Source organism: Mesorhizobium tamadayense (genome assembly GCF_003863365.1).
GTDB classification, from domain to species: domain Bacteria; phylum Pseudomonadota; class Alphaproteobacteria; order Rhizobiales; family Rhizobiaceae; genus Mesorhizobium; species Mesorhizobium tamadayense.
In genome coordinates this window covers 134,181-147,150 of sequence record NZ_RQXT01000004.1, presented here as the reverse complement: position 1 = coordinate 147,150, position 12,970 = coordinate 134,181, and the positions used below count along the sequence as shown (strand labels likewise).

15 protein-coding genes and 2 pseudogenes are annotated in these 12,970 nt (G+C 65.8%); 11 read left to right on the top strand and 6 right to left on the bottom strand.

Annotation, left to right across the window (positions count from 1 at the left end; genetic code table 11):
* Positions 1–57 precede the first annotated feature (57 nt).
* The 5 genes and pseudogenes from EH240_RS05255 (at position 58) to EH240_RS05235 (ending at position 3,751) form a co-directional block, all read left to right on the top strand.
* Complete coding sequence (locus EH240_RS05255; RefSeq protein ID WP_124996349.1) at positions 58–984, top strand: peptidylprolyl isomerase; 927 nt, start codon at positions 58–60, stop codon at positions 982–984.
* Between the two features lie 185 nt (positions 985–1,169).
* Entirely contained in the window at positions 1,170–2,204 is a 1,035-nt protein-coding gene (pdxA, locus tag EH240_RS05250) for a 4-hydroxythreonine-4-phosphate dehydrogenase PdxA (RefSeq protein WP_124996348.1), read from the top strand.
* A 22-nt stretch (positions 2,205–2,226) separates the two neighbouring features.
* Positions 2,227–3,060 (top strand): 16S rRNA (adenine(1518)-N(6)/adenine(1519)-N(6))-dimethyltransferase RsmA, encoded by an 834-nt coding sequence (gene rsmA, locus EH240_RS05245; RefSeq protein ID WP_124996347.1) that lies wholly within the window; start codon positions 2,227–2,229, stop codon positions 3,058–3,060.
* A gap of 93 nt (positions 3,061–3,153) precedes the next feature.
* Complete coding sequence (relB, locus tag EH240_RS05240) at positions 3,154–3,462, top strand: type II toxin-antitoxin system RelB family antitoxin (protein WP_124996346.1); 309 nt, start codon at positions 3,154–3,156, stop codon at positions 3,460–3,462.
* A pseudogene (locus EH240_RS05235) lies at positions 3,459–3,751 on the top strand (type II toxin-antitoxin system RelE/ParE family toxin). Before relB ends, EH240_RS05235 begins: the two are co-directional and overlap by 4 nt.
* Positions 3,752–3,829: 78 nt before the next feature.
* Here the strand turns inward: EH240_RS05235 and EH240_RS05230 are convergent.
* Entirely contained in the window at positions 3,830–4,510 is a 681-nt protein-coding gene (locus EH240_RS05230; RefSeq protein WP_245435840.1) for a TetR/AcrR family transcriptional regulator, read from the bottom strand.
* Positions 4,511–4,676: 166 nt separating this feature from the next.
* On the opposite strand from EH240_RS05230, the gene EH240_RS05225 reads away from it, so the two are divergent.
* The 3 genes from EH240_RS05225 to EH240_RS05215 are packed head-to-tail and all read left to right on the top strand — an operon-like array spanning position 4,677 to position 7,601.
* Positions 4,677–5,687, top strand: coding sequence for an efflux RND transporter periplasmic adaptor subunit (locus EH240_RS05225; RefSeq protein ID WP_124996344.1), 1,011 nt, complete (start codon positions 4,677–4,679; stop codon positions 5,685–5,687).
* A 4-nt stretch (positions 5,688–5,691) separates the two neighbouring features.
* Complete coding sequence (locus EH240_RS05220) at positions 5,692–6,933, top strand: ABC transporter permease (protein ID WP_124996343.1); 1,242 nt, start codon at positions 5,692–5,694, stop codon at positions 6,931–6,933.
* Positions 6,930–7,601 (top strand): ABC transporter ATP-binding protein, encoded by a 672-nt coding sequence (locus tag EH240_RS05215; protein ID WP_124996342.1) that lies wholly within the window; start codon positions 6,930–6,932, stop codon positions 7,599–7,601. The genes EH240_RS05220 and EH240_RS05215 overlap by 4 nt, the downstream gene beginning before the upstream one ends.
* Before the next feature lie 27 nt (positions 7,602–7,628).
* Here the strand turns inward: EH240_RS05215 and EH240_RS05210 are convergent.
* Positions 7,629–7,770, bottom strand: a pseudogene (locus EH240_RS05210) (carbohydrate ABC transporter permease); the annotation flags it as partial.
* Between EH240_RS05210 and EH240_RS39820 the strand changes: the two are divergent.
* The 3 genes from EH240_RS39820 (at position 7,715) to EH240_RS05195 (ending at position 8,594) form a co-directional block, all read left to right on the top strand.
* Positions 7,715–7,927 (top strand): DUF1330 domain-containing protein, encoded by a 213-nt coding sequence (locus EH240_RS39820; RefSeq protein ID WP_124996341.1) that lies wholly within the window; start codon positions 7,715–7,717, stop codon positions 7,925–7,927. The pseudogene EH240_RS05210 and the gene EH240_RS39820 sit on opposite strands and share 56 nt — an antisense overlap.
* A 64-nt stretch (positions 7,928–7,991) precedes the next feature.
* Entirely contained in the window at positions 7,992–8,195 is a 204-nt protein-coding gene (locus EH240_RS05200; protein WP_124996340.1) for a hypothetical protein, read from the top strand.
* Positions 8,196–8,204: 9 nt separating this feature from the next.
* Positions 8,205–8,594, top strand: a complete 390-nt coding sequence (locus EH240_RS05195; RefSeq protein ID WP_124996339.1) for a Fic/DOC family protein — start codon at positions 8,205–8,207, stop codon at positions 8,592–8,594.
* Positions 8,595–8,607: 13 nt separating this feature from the next.
* Here the strand turns inward: EH240_RS05195 and gmk are convergent, their stop codons facing one another.
* The 4 genes from gmk to fabF form a co-directional block, all read right to left on the bottom strand.
* Entirely contained in the window at positions 8,608–9,282 is a 675-nt protein-coding gene (gene gmk / locus EH240_RS05190) for a guanylate kinase (protein WP_124996338.1), read from the bottom strand.
* 5 nt (positions 9,283–9,287) lie between these two features.
* Complete coding sequence (locus EH240_RS05185) at positions 9,288–10,178, bottom strand: YicC/YloC family endoribonuclease (protein ID WP_124996337.1); 891 nt, start codon at positions 10,176–10,178, stop codon at positions 9,288–9,290.
* 157 nt (positions 10,179–10,335) lie between these two features.
* A complete protein-coding gene (gene mltG / locus EH240_RS05180) occupies positions 10,336–11,571 on the bottom strand; it encodes an endolytic transglycosylase MltG (RefSeq protein WP_124996336.1) in 1,236 nt (411 codons plus the stop codon).
* Positions 11,572–11,674: 103 nt separating this feature from the next.
* On the bottom strand, positions 11,675–12,937 hold the full coding sequence (gene fabF / locus EH240_RS05175; RefSeq protein ID WP_124996335.1) for a beta-ketoacyl-ACP synthase II: 1,263 nt from the start codon (positions 12,935–12,937) through the stop codon (positions 11,675–11,677).
* Between the last annotated feature and the right edge of the window lie 33 nt (positions 12,938–12,970).

The following is a 12,970-nucleotide window of genomic DNA, read 5'->3' as shown; positions in this document are numbered from 1 at the left end:
CATGCGCTCGGAGGACGTGCGGCGCCGTCGTGGCGGGCAAGAATTGGGAAGGATGAGATGAGGAAATACCTGTTTTCGGCAGGATTCGCGCTGCTGGTGGCGGCGACCTCGGTTTCGATCGCGGCAATGACCCCGCCGGCATTCGCCAGCCAGATCAAATATGTCGTCAACAACATACCGATCACCACGGGCGACATCGCGCACCGCGCCGCATTCTTCAAGCTGCAGCGCAAGAAAGGCGATGCAGCGCAGGAAATGATCGACCAGACCCTGCGCCTTGCGGAAGCCAGGCGGCTCGGCATCCGCATCTCCGACCAGCAGGTCGATGCCGCCTATCAACGTTTTGCCTCCAACAACAAGATGCCGCTGGCCAAGCTCGACGCGGTCATGTCGCAATCGGGCGTCACCAAGGACCATTTCAAGGAGTTCATCCGTGCGCAGATGGCCTGGAACCAGGCGCTTAGCGCGCGCTATCGCTCCGGCGAGGGCGGCTCGGTCACCGAGCAGGACGCGGTCCGCCGCATGCTCGACAAGGGCGGCTCCAAGCCGACCGCCATGGAATATATGCTGCAGCAGGTCATCTTCGTGGTGCCCGCTTCCGAGCGCGCCGCCACGCTCGGCAAGCGCAAGCGCGAGGCCGATGCCATGCGCGCCCGCTTCAACGGCTGCAGCACCACGCGCGAATTCGCCAAGGGGCTGCTCGACGTCACAGTGCGCGATCTCGGCCGCGTGCTGGCGCCGCAATTGCCGTCCGACTGGGCCGAGCAGATCAAGGCGACCAAGGTCGGCGGTGCGACGCCGACGCGCGAGACCGAACGCGGCGTCGAGTTCATCGGCATCTGCTCCTCGCGCGAGGTTTCCGACGACAAGGCCGCTCAGATGGTGTTCCAGGCCGAAGGCGGCAGCAACGACAAGGACGCCGACGAGCTCAGCAAGAAATATGTCGACGAACTGCGCAAGAAGGCCACCATCGTCGAACGCTAGGGCGGCTCAGCTTTCCCAGAAACGCTGAACCGCTCTAAGTGTTTGTTTTTACGCAATTCCGGACCGAAAACCATTATACACTTTTCCTGGAATTGCTTTAGGGCGACGGAGTTTGGGCGCGTGACAGAACAAGGCTCGATTCCGGCGCCCTGCCCCGGAGCAAATCAGACATCGCGCAGGACACCATGAGCGCGCGCAGGAGCGATGCGCCGCTGGCGCTCAGCGTCGGCGATCCGTCCGGCATCGGACCCGAGATCGCCATCGCCGCCTGGCAGGCGGGCGACAGCGCCGGCGTGCCGCCTTTCTACCTGCTCGCCGATCCGGCCCTGATCGAGGCGCGCGCACGCGAAATCGGCGCTACCGTGGCGATCATGGAGACCTTGCCGGGGCAAGCGGCGCATCACTTTCCCCGCGCGCTGCCAGTCGTTCCGCTCTACGCCCGCCATCTGGACAGTCCCGGAAAGCCTAATCCGGCCAATGCCGCAGGCACCATCGAAGCGATCGACCGTGCCGTCGCCGACTGCCTGGCCGGCAACGCCGCCGCGGTGGTCACCTGCCCAATCGCCAAGAAGCCGCTCTACGACGCCGGCTTCCGCTTTCCCGGCCACACCGAATACCTGGCGCATCTGGCCTCGCGCCATACCGGCACCGAGGTGACGCCGGTGATGTTGCTTGCCGGACCCGAGCTGCGCACCGTTCCGGTCACCATCCACATCGCGCTAGCCGAGGTGCCGAAGGTTCTGACGAGCGAGTTGATCGTCACTACGGCCCGCATCACCGCCGCCGGCCTCGAGAGCCGCTTCGGCATCGCGCGGCCCAGGCTCGCCATTGCCGGTCTCAATCCGCATGCCGGCGAAGGCGGCGCGATGGGCTCGGAGGACCTTTCCATCGTCCTGCCTGCCGTCGAGGCGCTTCAAGCCGAAGGCATTGATGCGGTCGGGCCGTTGCCGGCCGACACCATGTTCCACCCGCGGGCACGCGCCGGCTATGACGCCGCGCTCTGCATGTATCACGACCAGGCGCTGATCCCGGCCAAGACGCTGGCCTTCGACGAGGCCGTCAACGTGACGCTCGGCCTGCCCTTCATCCGCACCTCGCCGGACCACGGCACGGCCTTCGACATCGCCGGCAAGGGGATTGCGCGCGCCGACAGCCTGATCGCGGCGCTGCGGCTCGCGCGAAGGCTGGCCGACAGCGGCCGACAGGCCGCGGCCGCATGAGGCTCGATTGAACGAGGGGCGCGTGACCATCGACGGATTGCCGCCGCTGCGCGAGGTGATCGAGCGCCACGGCCTGCAGGCGAAGAAGGCGCTCAGCCAGAACTTCCTGCTCGACCTCAACCTAACGAGCAAGATCGCGCGCGCCGCCGGCGACCTTAGCGAAGCGACCGTGATCGAGGTCGGCCCCGGCCCCGGCGGGCTGACCCGGGCGCTGCTCTTCAACGGCGCCAAGCGTGTGATCGCCATCGAGCGCGACGAGCGCTGCCTGGAGGCGCTGGCGGAGGTGTCCAGTCACTATCCCGGCCGGCTCGAGGTCATCCCCGGCGATGCGCTGAAGACGGATTTCGCCGCGCTTGCCTGCACGGCGGGCGGCGGACCGGTGAAGATCGCCGCCAACCTGCCCTACAATATCGGCACCGAACTTCTGATCCGCTGGCTGACGGTGGCCGAGTGGCCGCCCTTCTATCAATCGATGACGCTGATGTTCCAGCGCGAGGTAGCCGAGCGCATCACCGCCAGCCCGGGCAGCGACGCCTATGGCCGCCTCGGCGTGCTTGCCGGCTGGCGCACCGAGGCAAAAATCGCCTTCGACGTGCCGGCGCAGGCTTTTACCCCGCCGCCCAAGGTCACTTCCTCGGTGGTGCATCTGGTGCCGCGCGCATCCCCCCTGCCCACCGACGGCAAGAGGCTAGGCCGCGTCACCGAAGCCGCCTTCGGCCAGCGCCGCAAGATGTTGCGGCAAAGCGTGAAAAGCCTGGGCGGAGAAGCGCTGCTGACCCGCGCGGGCATCGATCCGACAAGACGGGCCGAGACGCTCAGCGTGGAAGAGTTCGTAAGGTTGACGAACGCGGTGTAGAGCGCCCTCCCTGCTCCCTTGTATAACGGGCCTTGTATAACGGGCTGGCATTCGCCATTCAAATGCATTACGTTCGGCGCAAAGGAGGCTACCATGCCAGCGAACGCACTCGTCCAGACGCGTATCGACTCAGACATCCGGGACCGGGCTTCCGCGGTGCTCGAAAGCATGGGGCTGACGGTTTCGGATGCGGTGCGGATACTCCTCACCCGAACCGCCAACGAGGGTGCGCTGCCCATCGATCTGGTCGCAAACAGTGAGGCCTACGACGCGTGGTTTCGCGCCAAGGTGCGCGAGGCGCTCGACGACACCCGACCCGACATTCCCGACGATCAGGTGGAGGCGCATTTCGCCGAGAGACGCGCGGCAGCGCGTCGCAAGGCCGGTGAACCTAAACCTTGAAGATCGTCTGGTCGGTCTTCGCGCTTTCGGATCGCGATGGGATATTCACGCATATCGAGGCTGACAACCTCGCGGCTGCAATCGCCGTCGACGGGCGGATTGTCGCCGCGGTAGGCCGTCTTCGGAACTTCCCCGAGAGCGGCCGGACCGGCCGGCTTGCAGGAACACGAGAGCTTTCATCGTCGGCACGCCATACGTTTCGGCCTATCAGTTGAACGAAAATACCGTCCGAATCCTGCGTGTGCTGCACGGAGCGCTGCGCTGGCCGGACGATCTGCCGGACGGCTGAGGGCGAACTATGTCGCCCAACGGCGGAAGAGCGGCTGCCTGGAGGGAGAGGAACCCGCCAGGCCGCGCTGCCGTCCCCTCAGCCCGCCTCCAGGAAGGCGCGGGAAAACCCTGGCTGCACCGCCTTGATCGTGCCGTCCGGCAATTTCAGCAGCCGGTCGATGGCGATGCCGTAGAGCCTGAGCCGCTCGTCGAGCATTTGCGCCGCTTCCTCGATTTGCCCGAGCTCGGCCTGGCGCAGTGCCTGCTGCGTCACGTCGCGGAAGATCAGCCTGAGCTGCAGGAGCATCTCGGCGAAGGCTTCCGGATCGGGCACATCGAGAGCGCCCTCCTCCGTCCCCTTCCGCAACAGGTCGGCGATCGCCGGCAGCACGAGTTCCCTGGCCGCCAGGTCGACGCGGTGGAAGAGCGCCAGGTTCTCCGGCCGGAACAGCACGAAGAACGTCCTCCTGAGCTGCGGCGCAAGCTCAACGTTCAACTGCCTCGATCCGGCGAAAAGCGCGTTGAGCCGGCCGATCGCGTCGAGCGAGGGGTCTTCCAGCATCGGCTGCAGCTCGGCCATGCTGTCACGGGCAAGCCGGGCCGAGAGTGCTTCCAGCAGCGCCTCCTTCGAGGCGAAATGGTGATAGAACGCGCCCTTCGACAGGCCCACCTCGCGGATGATATCGTTGACCGTCGTGTTGTCGTAGCCGCGCTCGAAGAACAGGCGCTGCGCGCAATCGAGCAGTTCGGCGGACCGGATTTCCGGCGATTTTATCACTCTGGGCAAGCAGTCCTCTCAAAAACGGGTCAGATAGAAGCGTACCGGGGAATCGGCCAGGGCGCACGGAACTGTTGCCGGCGCCATGCATTTTCGACTATAGACCGACGGTCGGTCTGAAGCTATCCCTCCTGCAGGGAGAATGGTCACGGCCGGGAGAGTTCTCATGCGGCTTACCCGCTATGCCATCGCTGTCGCAATCGTTGCCGCCGTCGCCGGTATCGGCGCCTGGTATGCCTGGCGCCCGGTGACGGTTTCGGTCGTGTCGCCTTCGCGCGGCGATGCCGCGGAGATCGTCTATGCCAGCGGCACGATCGAGCCGAAGACCTGGGCCAAGGTGGCGCCGGTCGTGCGCGAGCGCATCGTCGAGCAGTGCAATTGCGAGGGCTCACGCGTCGCCAAGGGCGATGTGCTGGCGCGCCTCGACGATAGCGAGGCGAGGGCCGCGCTCGGCGAGCTCCAGGCGCGGCAGGCGCTTTCCCAACAGGAATTCCAGCGCCTTTCGGTGCTTGCCGAACGCAACGCCGCCAGTCGCCAGCAGCTCGAGCAGGCCGAGAGCGAGCTGGCGCAGACCGAGGCGCAGGTCGCCGCGCAGAAGGCGCGGCTCGACACCTATATCCTGCGCGCGCCCAGCGCCGGCCAGGTGCTCAGGCTGGATGGCGAGGTGGGCGAGGTCGCCGAGCTCGGCACGGTGCTGGCCTGGGTCGGCGAGCCGAAGCCGCTGCTCGTCGTCGCCGACGTCAACGAGGAGGATATCCCGCGCATCGAGGTCGGCCAGCGCGCGTTGCTGAGATCCGACGCTTTTCCCGGGCGGGACCTGGAAGCAAGGGTCGACAGCATCACGCCCAAGGGCGACCCGGTGACCAAGACCTACCGCGTCCGCTTCCGCCTGCCGGACGACACGCCGCTCAGGATCGGCATGTCGACCGACGTGAATGTCGTCACCAGGGTGGCGAAGAATGCGCTGCTCGTCCCTTCCGCAGCAACCCAGGGCAACGGCGTCTTCGTGGTCGAGGGCGACAGAGCGCGACGGCGTGAAATCCGCACCGGCATCCGTGGCGTCAAAGGCATCGAGGTGTTGTCCGGCATCGACGACAAGGTCCGCGTGATCTCGCCCTATCCGGCCGACCTGACTGACGGCGCGCGCCTCAAGGTCGTCGCCGCGGCAGAGGGGTGAGGCCATGCCGCTCATCCTCGATATTGCCATCACCCACATCGCCGGCCGCGGCCGCCAGACGGTGGTCGCCGTGCTCGGCGTCGCGGTCGGCGTCGGCTTCTCCATCGCCATGGCCGCGCTTATGCAGGGCGGGCAGGACGATTTCGTCAGGCAGCTCGTCGACACCATGCCGCATGTCGACATCACCGACGATCAGCGCAGCGCCCGCCGCCAGCCGGCGGAGGACGCCTTCGCCACGGTCGCGATCTCGGGCTTAAGGCCGCGTGACGACCGTCGCGGCATCATCAACCCGACCGCCGCCACCGCCTGGCTTGAAAGCTGGATTCCCGGCCGCTTTGCCGCGAGCCTGAAGACACAGGGCGTCGTGCGCTATTCCAGCCGCGAAGTCGGCGCTTCGATCATCGGCGTCGATCCGCAGCGCGAGCTGGGCGTGTCGCCGATCGTCGGCAAGTTCATCAAGGGAAGCTTCGCCGACCTTGCCGCCGGCGGCAACAACGTGCTGATCGGCGACACCATGGCGAACCGGCTGGGCGCCGGCCTCGGCGACACCATCACGGCCGTGTCATCGCAGGGGCTGACGCGCAATTTCAAGATCGGCGCGCTGTTCCACACCGGCACCACGGCGCGCGACGAGGGCGAGGCCTATGTGCTGTTGAAGAACGCGCAGATCGTCTCGGCGCGGCCGAACGCCATCAACGAGATCCGCATCAAGCTCGACGACCCGAACCGCGCGCCGGCTGTGGCGAAGCGCGCCGAGGCCGAGCTCGGCTACAAGGCCGTAGCCTGGCAGGAAGCGAACGAATCCATCCTCCAGGCGCTCGTCGTGCGCAACGTCATCATGTACACGGTGGTGGGCGCCATCATGCTGGTCGCCGGCTTCGGCATCTACAACATCATCTCGACCATCACCCACGAGAAGGCGCGCGACATCGCCATCATGAAGTCGCTCGGCTTCCCCGAGGCCGACATGCGCCGGCTGTTCTTGCTCGAAGGCATGGCGATCGGCGCCGGCGGCTCGGCGATCGGCTGCGTGCTCGGCTTTGCCATGATCTATGCGCTGTCGATGGTGCGCTTCCAGATCGCGGCGACCGGACAGGAGATTACGCATCTGCCGATCGCCTGGAGCCTGCTCCACTACGTTATCGCCTCGGCCTTCGCGCTAGGCTCGGCGGCGGTAGCGGGCTATCTGCCGGCGCGCCGCGCCGCCCGCCTCAACCCGGTCGACATCATCAGGGGGGCGACATGACCGCGCTGATCGAGACCGAGCACCTGACGCGCGTGCTGCCGGAGATCATTCCCGTCACGCTGGTCAGGGATATCACGCTCTCGATCGGCGACAACGAGCTGGTCGCCGTCACCGGGCCGTCCGGCTCGGGCAAGTCGTCGCTGCTTTATCTGCTCGGCCTGCTCGACCGGCCGACCGGCGGCACGCTCAGGATCGGCGGCCGCGATGCCGGGCCGATGGACGAGCGCGAGCGCGCCGCGACCAGGCTTTCCGAGCTCGGCTTCGTCTTCCAGTTCCATTTCCTTTTGCCGGAATTCACCGCGCGCGAGAATGTCGAGATCCCGATGCGCAAGCTCGGCCGGCTGACGCGGCAGGAAATGCACGACCGGGCCGGCGACCTGCTCGCATCGCTTGGCCTCGGCGACCATCTCGACAAGCGGCCCGACCAGCTTTCGGGCGGACAGCGCCAGCGCGTGGCGGTGGCGCGCGCGCTTGCTAACGACCCGCCGCTGATCCTTGCCGACGAGCCCACCGGGAGCCTCGACACCAGGAGCTCCGAGCAGGTCTTCACCATTCTGGAGGAACTGGTGCGCAAGCGCGGCAAGAGCGTCGTCGCGGTGACGCACGACCTCGACATGGCCGCCCGCATGGATCGGCGGATCGAGCTTGTCGACGGAAGGATAAGATAGGGGACGAGGTAGAGCGCAGTCGCGCCTTCAGCACGGCACTCCGCCCGCGGCGAGGCCGGAGATGATCTTGCGGTACAAGATCAGCCAGCACGGTGACGACTACGGATGCGGCCATGATGTTGCCCCACGGGATCTCGAACTGCGGGCTTCCCGAGAACAGCGCGATCGCGAAGTGGAGACGCTGGAAGGCAACTGGAAAGCCAGGTCCGCTGATCGTGGTCGAATTCCCAGACATGGAGAGCGCACGGCAAAGGTATCGCTCAGCGGAATACGTGGCAGCATTGGAGGTTCGCGATGCTGCCCTCAGCCGCACCTCATCCTGGTAGGGGGAATTGACTTGTGACGGGCAAGCGATTGCCCAGAAAACACTGAGCGTGATAATGTGCTTCCATGAAAAACAGCCCAACCGCTAACCGTTCGAGTAAGATCGGTAAGTTCATTCTGACCAGTGACAAGGGCGAAAAAATCAGCGCGGTCGAAGGCCTTAAGTTGTCTCAACGCATGAGCACGATACTAAGGGAAAGCCGCGCGCGCGGCTTGAGCGGCGATGAGCGCAGGAAGTTGATCAAGGAACAAGCGCACCGCAAAAAATAGGATCAATAGGTGGTCTACGCCGCTGAAGAGGATCCGCTGTGCTATCCAGGCACGACCGTTCTTCGCAACAGGCTAAACATCGAGGACCAAGCCGAACTCGACGAATTCGAGTTGGCGCTCTTCGTGACTAGAGCCGACGAAGGGTTCCCGGCCGGCAATTTGGACTATGAGCACTACAAAGCCGTTCATCGTCACCTGTTCCAGGACATCTACGAATGGGCCGGTGAGGTTCGCACTATTCGCATCGGCAAAGGTGGCAATTGGTTCTGCTATCCTGAATATATCGATCAGGAGATGCGCAGGATCTTCGAGGAGCTTGCCGAGGTCAATCGTCTCCGTGGGCTTGGAATCGAAAATTTCGCAGTGGCGCAACTCATCATGGAGATCGGCAAGCCATAAGTGAGCGCCTGCTCTACTGCGTCTTCTCGTCCAGCAATCCCGAGATGAAGTCGAACAGGCCCGGTCGGCGGTCGCGGCGCAGGCGCTCGGCGCTGACGATGGCGCGGACCTCGGCGAAGGCGCGGTCGAGATCGTCGTTGACGATGACGAAGTCGTATTCCTTCCAGTGCTCGATCTCGACGCGGGCATTCTTCAGCCTGGTCTCGATGACCTGCTCCTGGTCCTCGGCGCGGCGCTTCAGGCGCGCCTTCAATTCCTTCATCGAGGGCGGCAGGATGAAGATCGAGACGATGTCGGCGCGCATCTTCTCCTTGAGCTGCTGGGCGCCCTGCCAGTCGATGTCGAACAGCATGTCGCGGCCTTCGGCAAGCGCCAGCTCCGCCGGCTCGCGCGGCGTCGCATAGAAATTGCCGTGCACCTCGGCCCATTCCAGCAGCGCGTCGGAATCGCGCAGCCGCTCGAACTCGCGCATGGTGCGGAAATGATAGTGGACGCCCTCGATCTCCGAGCCGCGGCGCGGCCTGGTGGTGACGGAGACCGACAGCTCGAGGCTCGTATCGCTATCCAGAAGATTGCGCGCGATCGTCGACTTGCCGGCGCCCGACGGCGACGACAGCACCAGCATCAGCCCGCGGCGGCGGATGCGGGACCCCAAGTCCCTGGCAGCCGTCGGTTCCTTGGCAACCATCCCCGTCACTCCAGATTCTGAACCTGTTCGCGAAACTGGTCGACCACCGCCTTGAGCTCCAGCCCGATCGCGGTGACCGCGGCGGCATTCGACTTGGAGCACAAGGTATTCGATTCGCGATTGAATTCCTGCGCCAGAAAATCGAGCTTGCGGCCGACGGCGCCGCCGCTTCCGAGCAGCGCCCGCGCGGAAGCGACATGCGTCTTCAGCCGGTCGATCTCCTCGCGGATGTCGGCCTTGGTGGCGAGGAAGGCTGCTTCCTGATGCAGCCGGACCGCGTCGAGATTGGCCGACGCATCCATCAGCAGGCTGACCTGTTCGGCGATGCGCTCGCGGATCGCCGCCGGCTCGCGCGATGGGTCGGCCTCGGCCTTGAGCGTCAGCGCCTCGATAGTGACAATATGGCCGAACAACAGCGTGCGCAGCGCGGCACCCTCGCTCTGCCTCGCCTGCTCCAGCCCGGCAAGTGCTGTGTCCAGCGCCGACAGGATCGCGGCGTCGAGGGCTGCACGTTCCTCCTCCGTCTCGACCGTCTCCGGAATATCGAGGACGCCGCGCAGCGCAAGTAGCCCATCGGCGGTGGCGGGCTGGACGCCGAACTGCTCCTGCAGGCGCATGGCCAGGCCCGCCAGGTCCTTCAGGAAGGCCTCATTGACCACCGGCTGCACCTGCTGCGCGACGGCGCGGGCGACGGTCAGCGTGGCCTGGAAATTGCCGCGCGCGAAGCGCTTCTGCACGGTCTGCCGGACGGCGGGTTCCAGCCGGTCGAAGCCTTGCGGCAATCTCAGCCTGACCTCGACGCTCTTGCCGTTGACCGATTTCACTTCCCAGGCGATCGCCGTGCCGTCGCGTTCAGCAACGGCTCGCGCGAAACCTGTCATGCTCTGCACGTTCATAATGCGCGTCACCCCTGTCGCAGGCCCGGGCGCGATTGCCCGAACATGCGCCCCTTGCAGAAACGCCGGACCTCTGGCCAGCGTCGGATGTCCCCCTCAAAACATGAATACGGCCCCGCGTCAAAGCAGACGGGCCAGACCCGGTAACCGCGACGGCCTACTGGGCGGCGTCGCCGCTCGCGTCGCCATTCTCGCCGCTGTCGCCGGCATCGCCATCGGGGGCGGCAGGCGCCGTCGTTTGGCCGGAAACCTTGGCGGCAGCATCCGCCTGCTTTTTCTGCAGCTCCCGGTAGCGGGCGACGTTCTGGTTGTGCTCTTCCAGCGTCGCGGCAAAGACATGCCCACCATTGCCGTCGGCGACGAAATAGAGATCGCCCGTCTTCGACGGATTGGCCACCGCCTCCAGCGCCGCGCGGCCCGGATTGGCAATCGGCGTCGGCGGCAGGCCCTTGATCAGATAGGTGTTGTAGGGCGTCTGCTTCTCGATGTCGGACTGGAAGATCGGCCGGTCGGCCGGTTTGCCCTTGCCGCCGAACAGGCCGTAGATGATGGTCGGATCGGACTGCAGCCGCATGCCCTTGGCCAGCCGGTTGAGGAAGACGGCGGCCACGCGCGAGCGCTCGTCGCCCCTGCCCGTCTCCTTCTCGACGATCGAGGCCAGGATGACGAAGTCCTGGATGTTGGCGATCGGCAGGTCTGGCGCGCGATGCTCCCAGACGTCTTCGACCAGCTTCTTCTGATCGGCGACCAGCTTGTCGAGCATCTGCTGCCTTGTGGCGCCGCGGGTGAAGCGCAGCGTGTCGGTCGCGATGCTGCCCTCGGGCGGCAGGGTCGCCGGCAGGTCGCCGGTCAGCGCCTCCTGCTCGGCCACGCGCTGCAGCGCCTGCTCGACCGTCAGCCCTTCGGGGATGGTCAGCGAATACATGACCGACTTGCCGCTCTTGAACAGGTCCATGATGTCGCGCATCGAGGCGCGCGGCTTGATGGCGTATTCGCCGGCCTTCAGCGCGGAATCATTGCCGGTGGCGCGCACGCCCAGCCTGAAGATGCGCGCATCGCTGACCAGGCCGCGACGCTCCAGCTGGTCGGCGATCTCCTGCACGCCGGTATTCGGCTTGACCATGAAGGTGTCGCCATTGGCGGACGGACCGGGCTCGATAAAGGCCTGCATGCCGAAATAGAGCGCAGCACCCGAGGCGAGCACGGCCAGGATGACCAACGAAAGGAAGAAGTTCAGGAACACCACGACCTGGCTGCGCGAGGCGCGCGAGCGTTTCGACGGCGGCGGCGTGCCGGCCTCGGGGCGCAGAGCTTCGGCGGCTGTCTTGGGCACGATCGGTCCTTGCGTCTGACGCTGTCCGAATTCCCCACCGCCGCCCGGATTTGTATTCATGGCGCCCTACCGTCTAATCTTGCAACGAATCCCCTAGCCGAAGCGTAGGGACAAATTTGGCAAAAATGACGGCAGGCGGCGGACCTGCCGGTGTGCTGAATGCTCAGCCATTGTAACGTTGGAAGACGAGCGAGGCGTTGGTGCCGCCGAAGCCGAAGGAGTTCGACAACGCCACATCGATCTGACGCTGGCGCGGCTTGTTCGGCACGAGATCGATCGCCGTCTCGCGTTCCGGATTGTCGAGGTTGATGGTGGCGGGGGCAATGTTGTCGCGGATGGCGAGGATGGAGAAGATCGCTTCCGCGGCGCCGGCGGCGCCCAGCAGATGGCCGATCGACGACTTGGTCGACGACATCGAAATCTTGGAGGCGGCATTGCCGACCAGCCGCTCGACGGCGCCGAGCTCGATCGTGTCGGCCATGGTCGAGGTGCCGTGCGCGTTGATGTAGTCGACGTCGGCGGGCGAGAGCTTGGCCCGATTCAGTGCCGCCGTCATGCAGCGGAACGCACCGTCGCCGTCCTCGGCCGGAGCGGTGATGTGATAGGCGTCGCCCGTCAGGCCGTAACCGGTGACCTCGGCATAGATCTTGGCGCCGCGCGCCTTGGCGTGCTCGAGCTCTTCCAGGACGACGACGCCGGCACCCTCGCCCATGACGAAGCCGTCGCGGTCGCGGTCATAGGGGCGCGACGCGGTCTCGGGCGTGTCGTTGCGCTCGGTGGAGAGCGCGCGGCAGGCCGCGAAACCTGCCATGGAAAGCCGCGTGACCGGCGCCTCGGCGCCGCCCGCCACCATGACGTCGGCATCGCCCCAAATGATCAGCCGCGCGGCATCGCCGATGGCGTGCGCGCCGGTCGAGCAAGCGGTGACGACCGCATGGTTCGGGCCTTTCAGCCCGTGCCGGATGGAAACCTGGCCGGAGACCAGATTGATGATCTGTCCGGGGATGAAGAACGGGCTGATGCGGCGCGGACCGCGCTCCTTCAGGATCATCGCGTTCTCGGCGATGCCGTCGATGCCGCCGATGCCGGAACCGATCAGCACGCCGGTGGCGCACTGGTCCTCATGCGTCCCGGGCTTCCAGCCGGAATCGGCCAGCGCCTCGTCGGCGGCCGCCATGCCGTAGAGGATGAAGTCGCCGATCTTGCGCAGTTCCTTCGGCTCGAGCACGGCCTCGGGATTGAAGGTGCCGTCGGCGCCGTCACCGCGTGGAACGATGTGGGCGATCTTGCAGGCAAGGTCGTCCACCTCGAATTCGGTGACGCGGCGGGCGGCGCTGCGGCCGGAAAGCAATTCCTTCCAGCTGTGCTCGAAGCCCATGCCGAACGGTGAAAGCAGGCCAAGGCCCGTGACGACGACACGCCTCATCGCAGGTCCTCCCCGGTGATGCCCGTGGAAAGC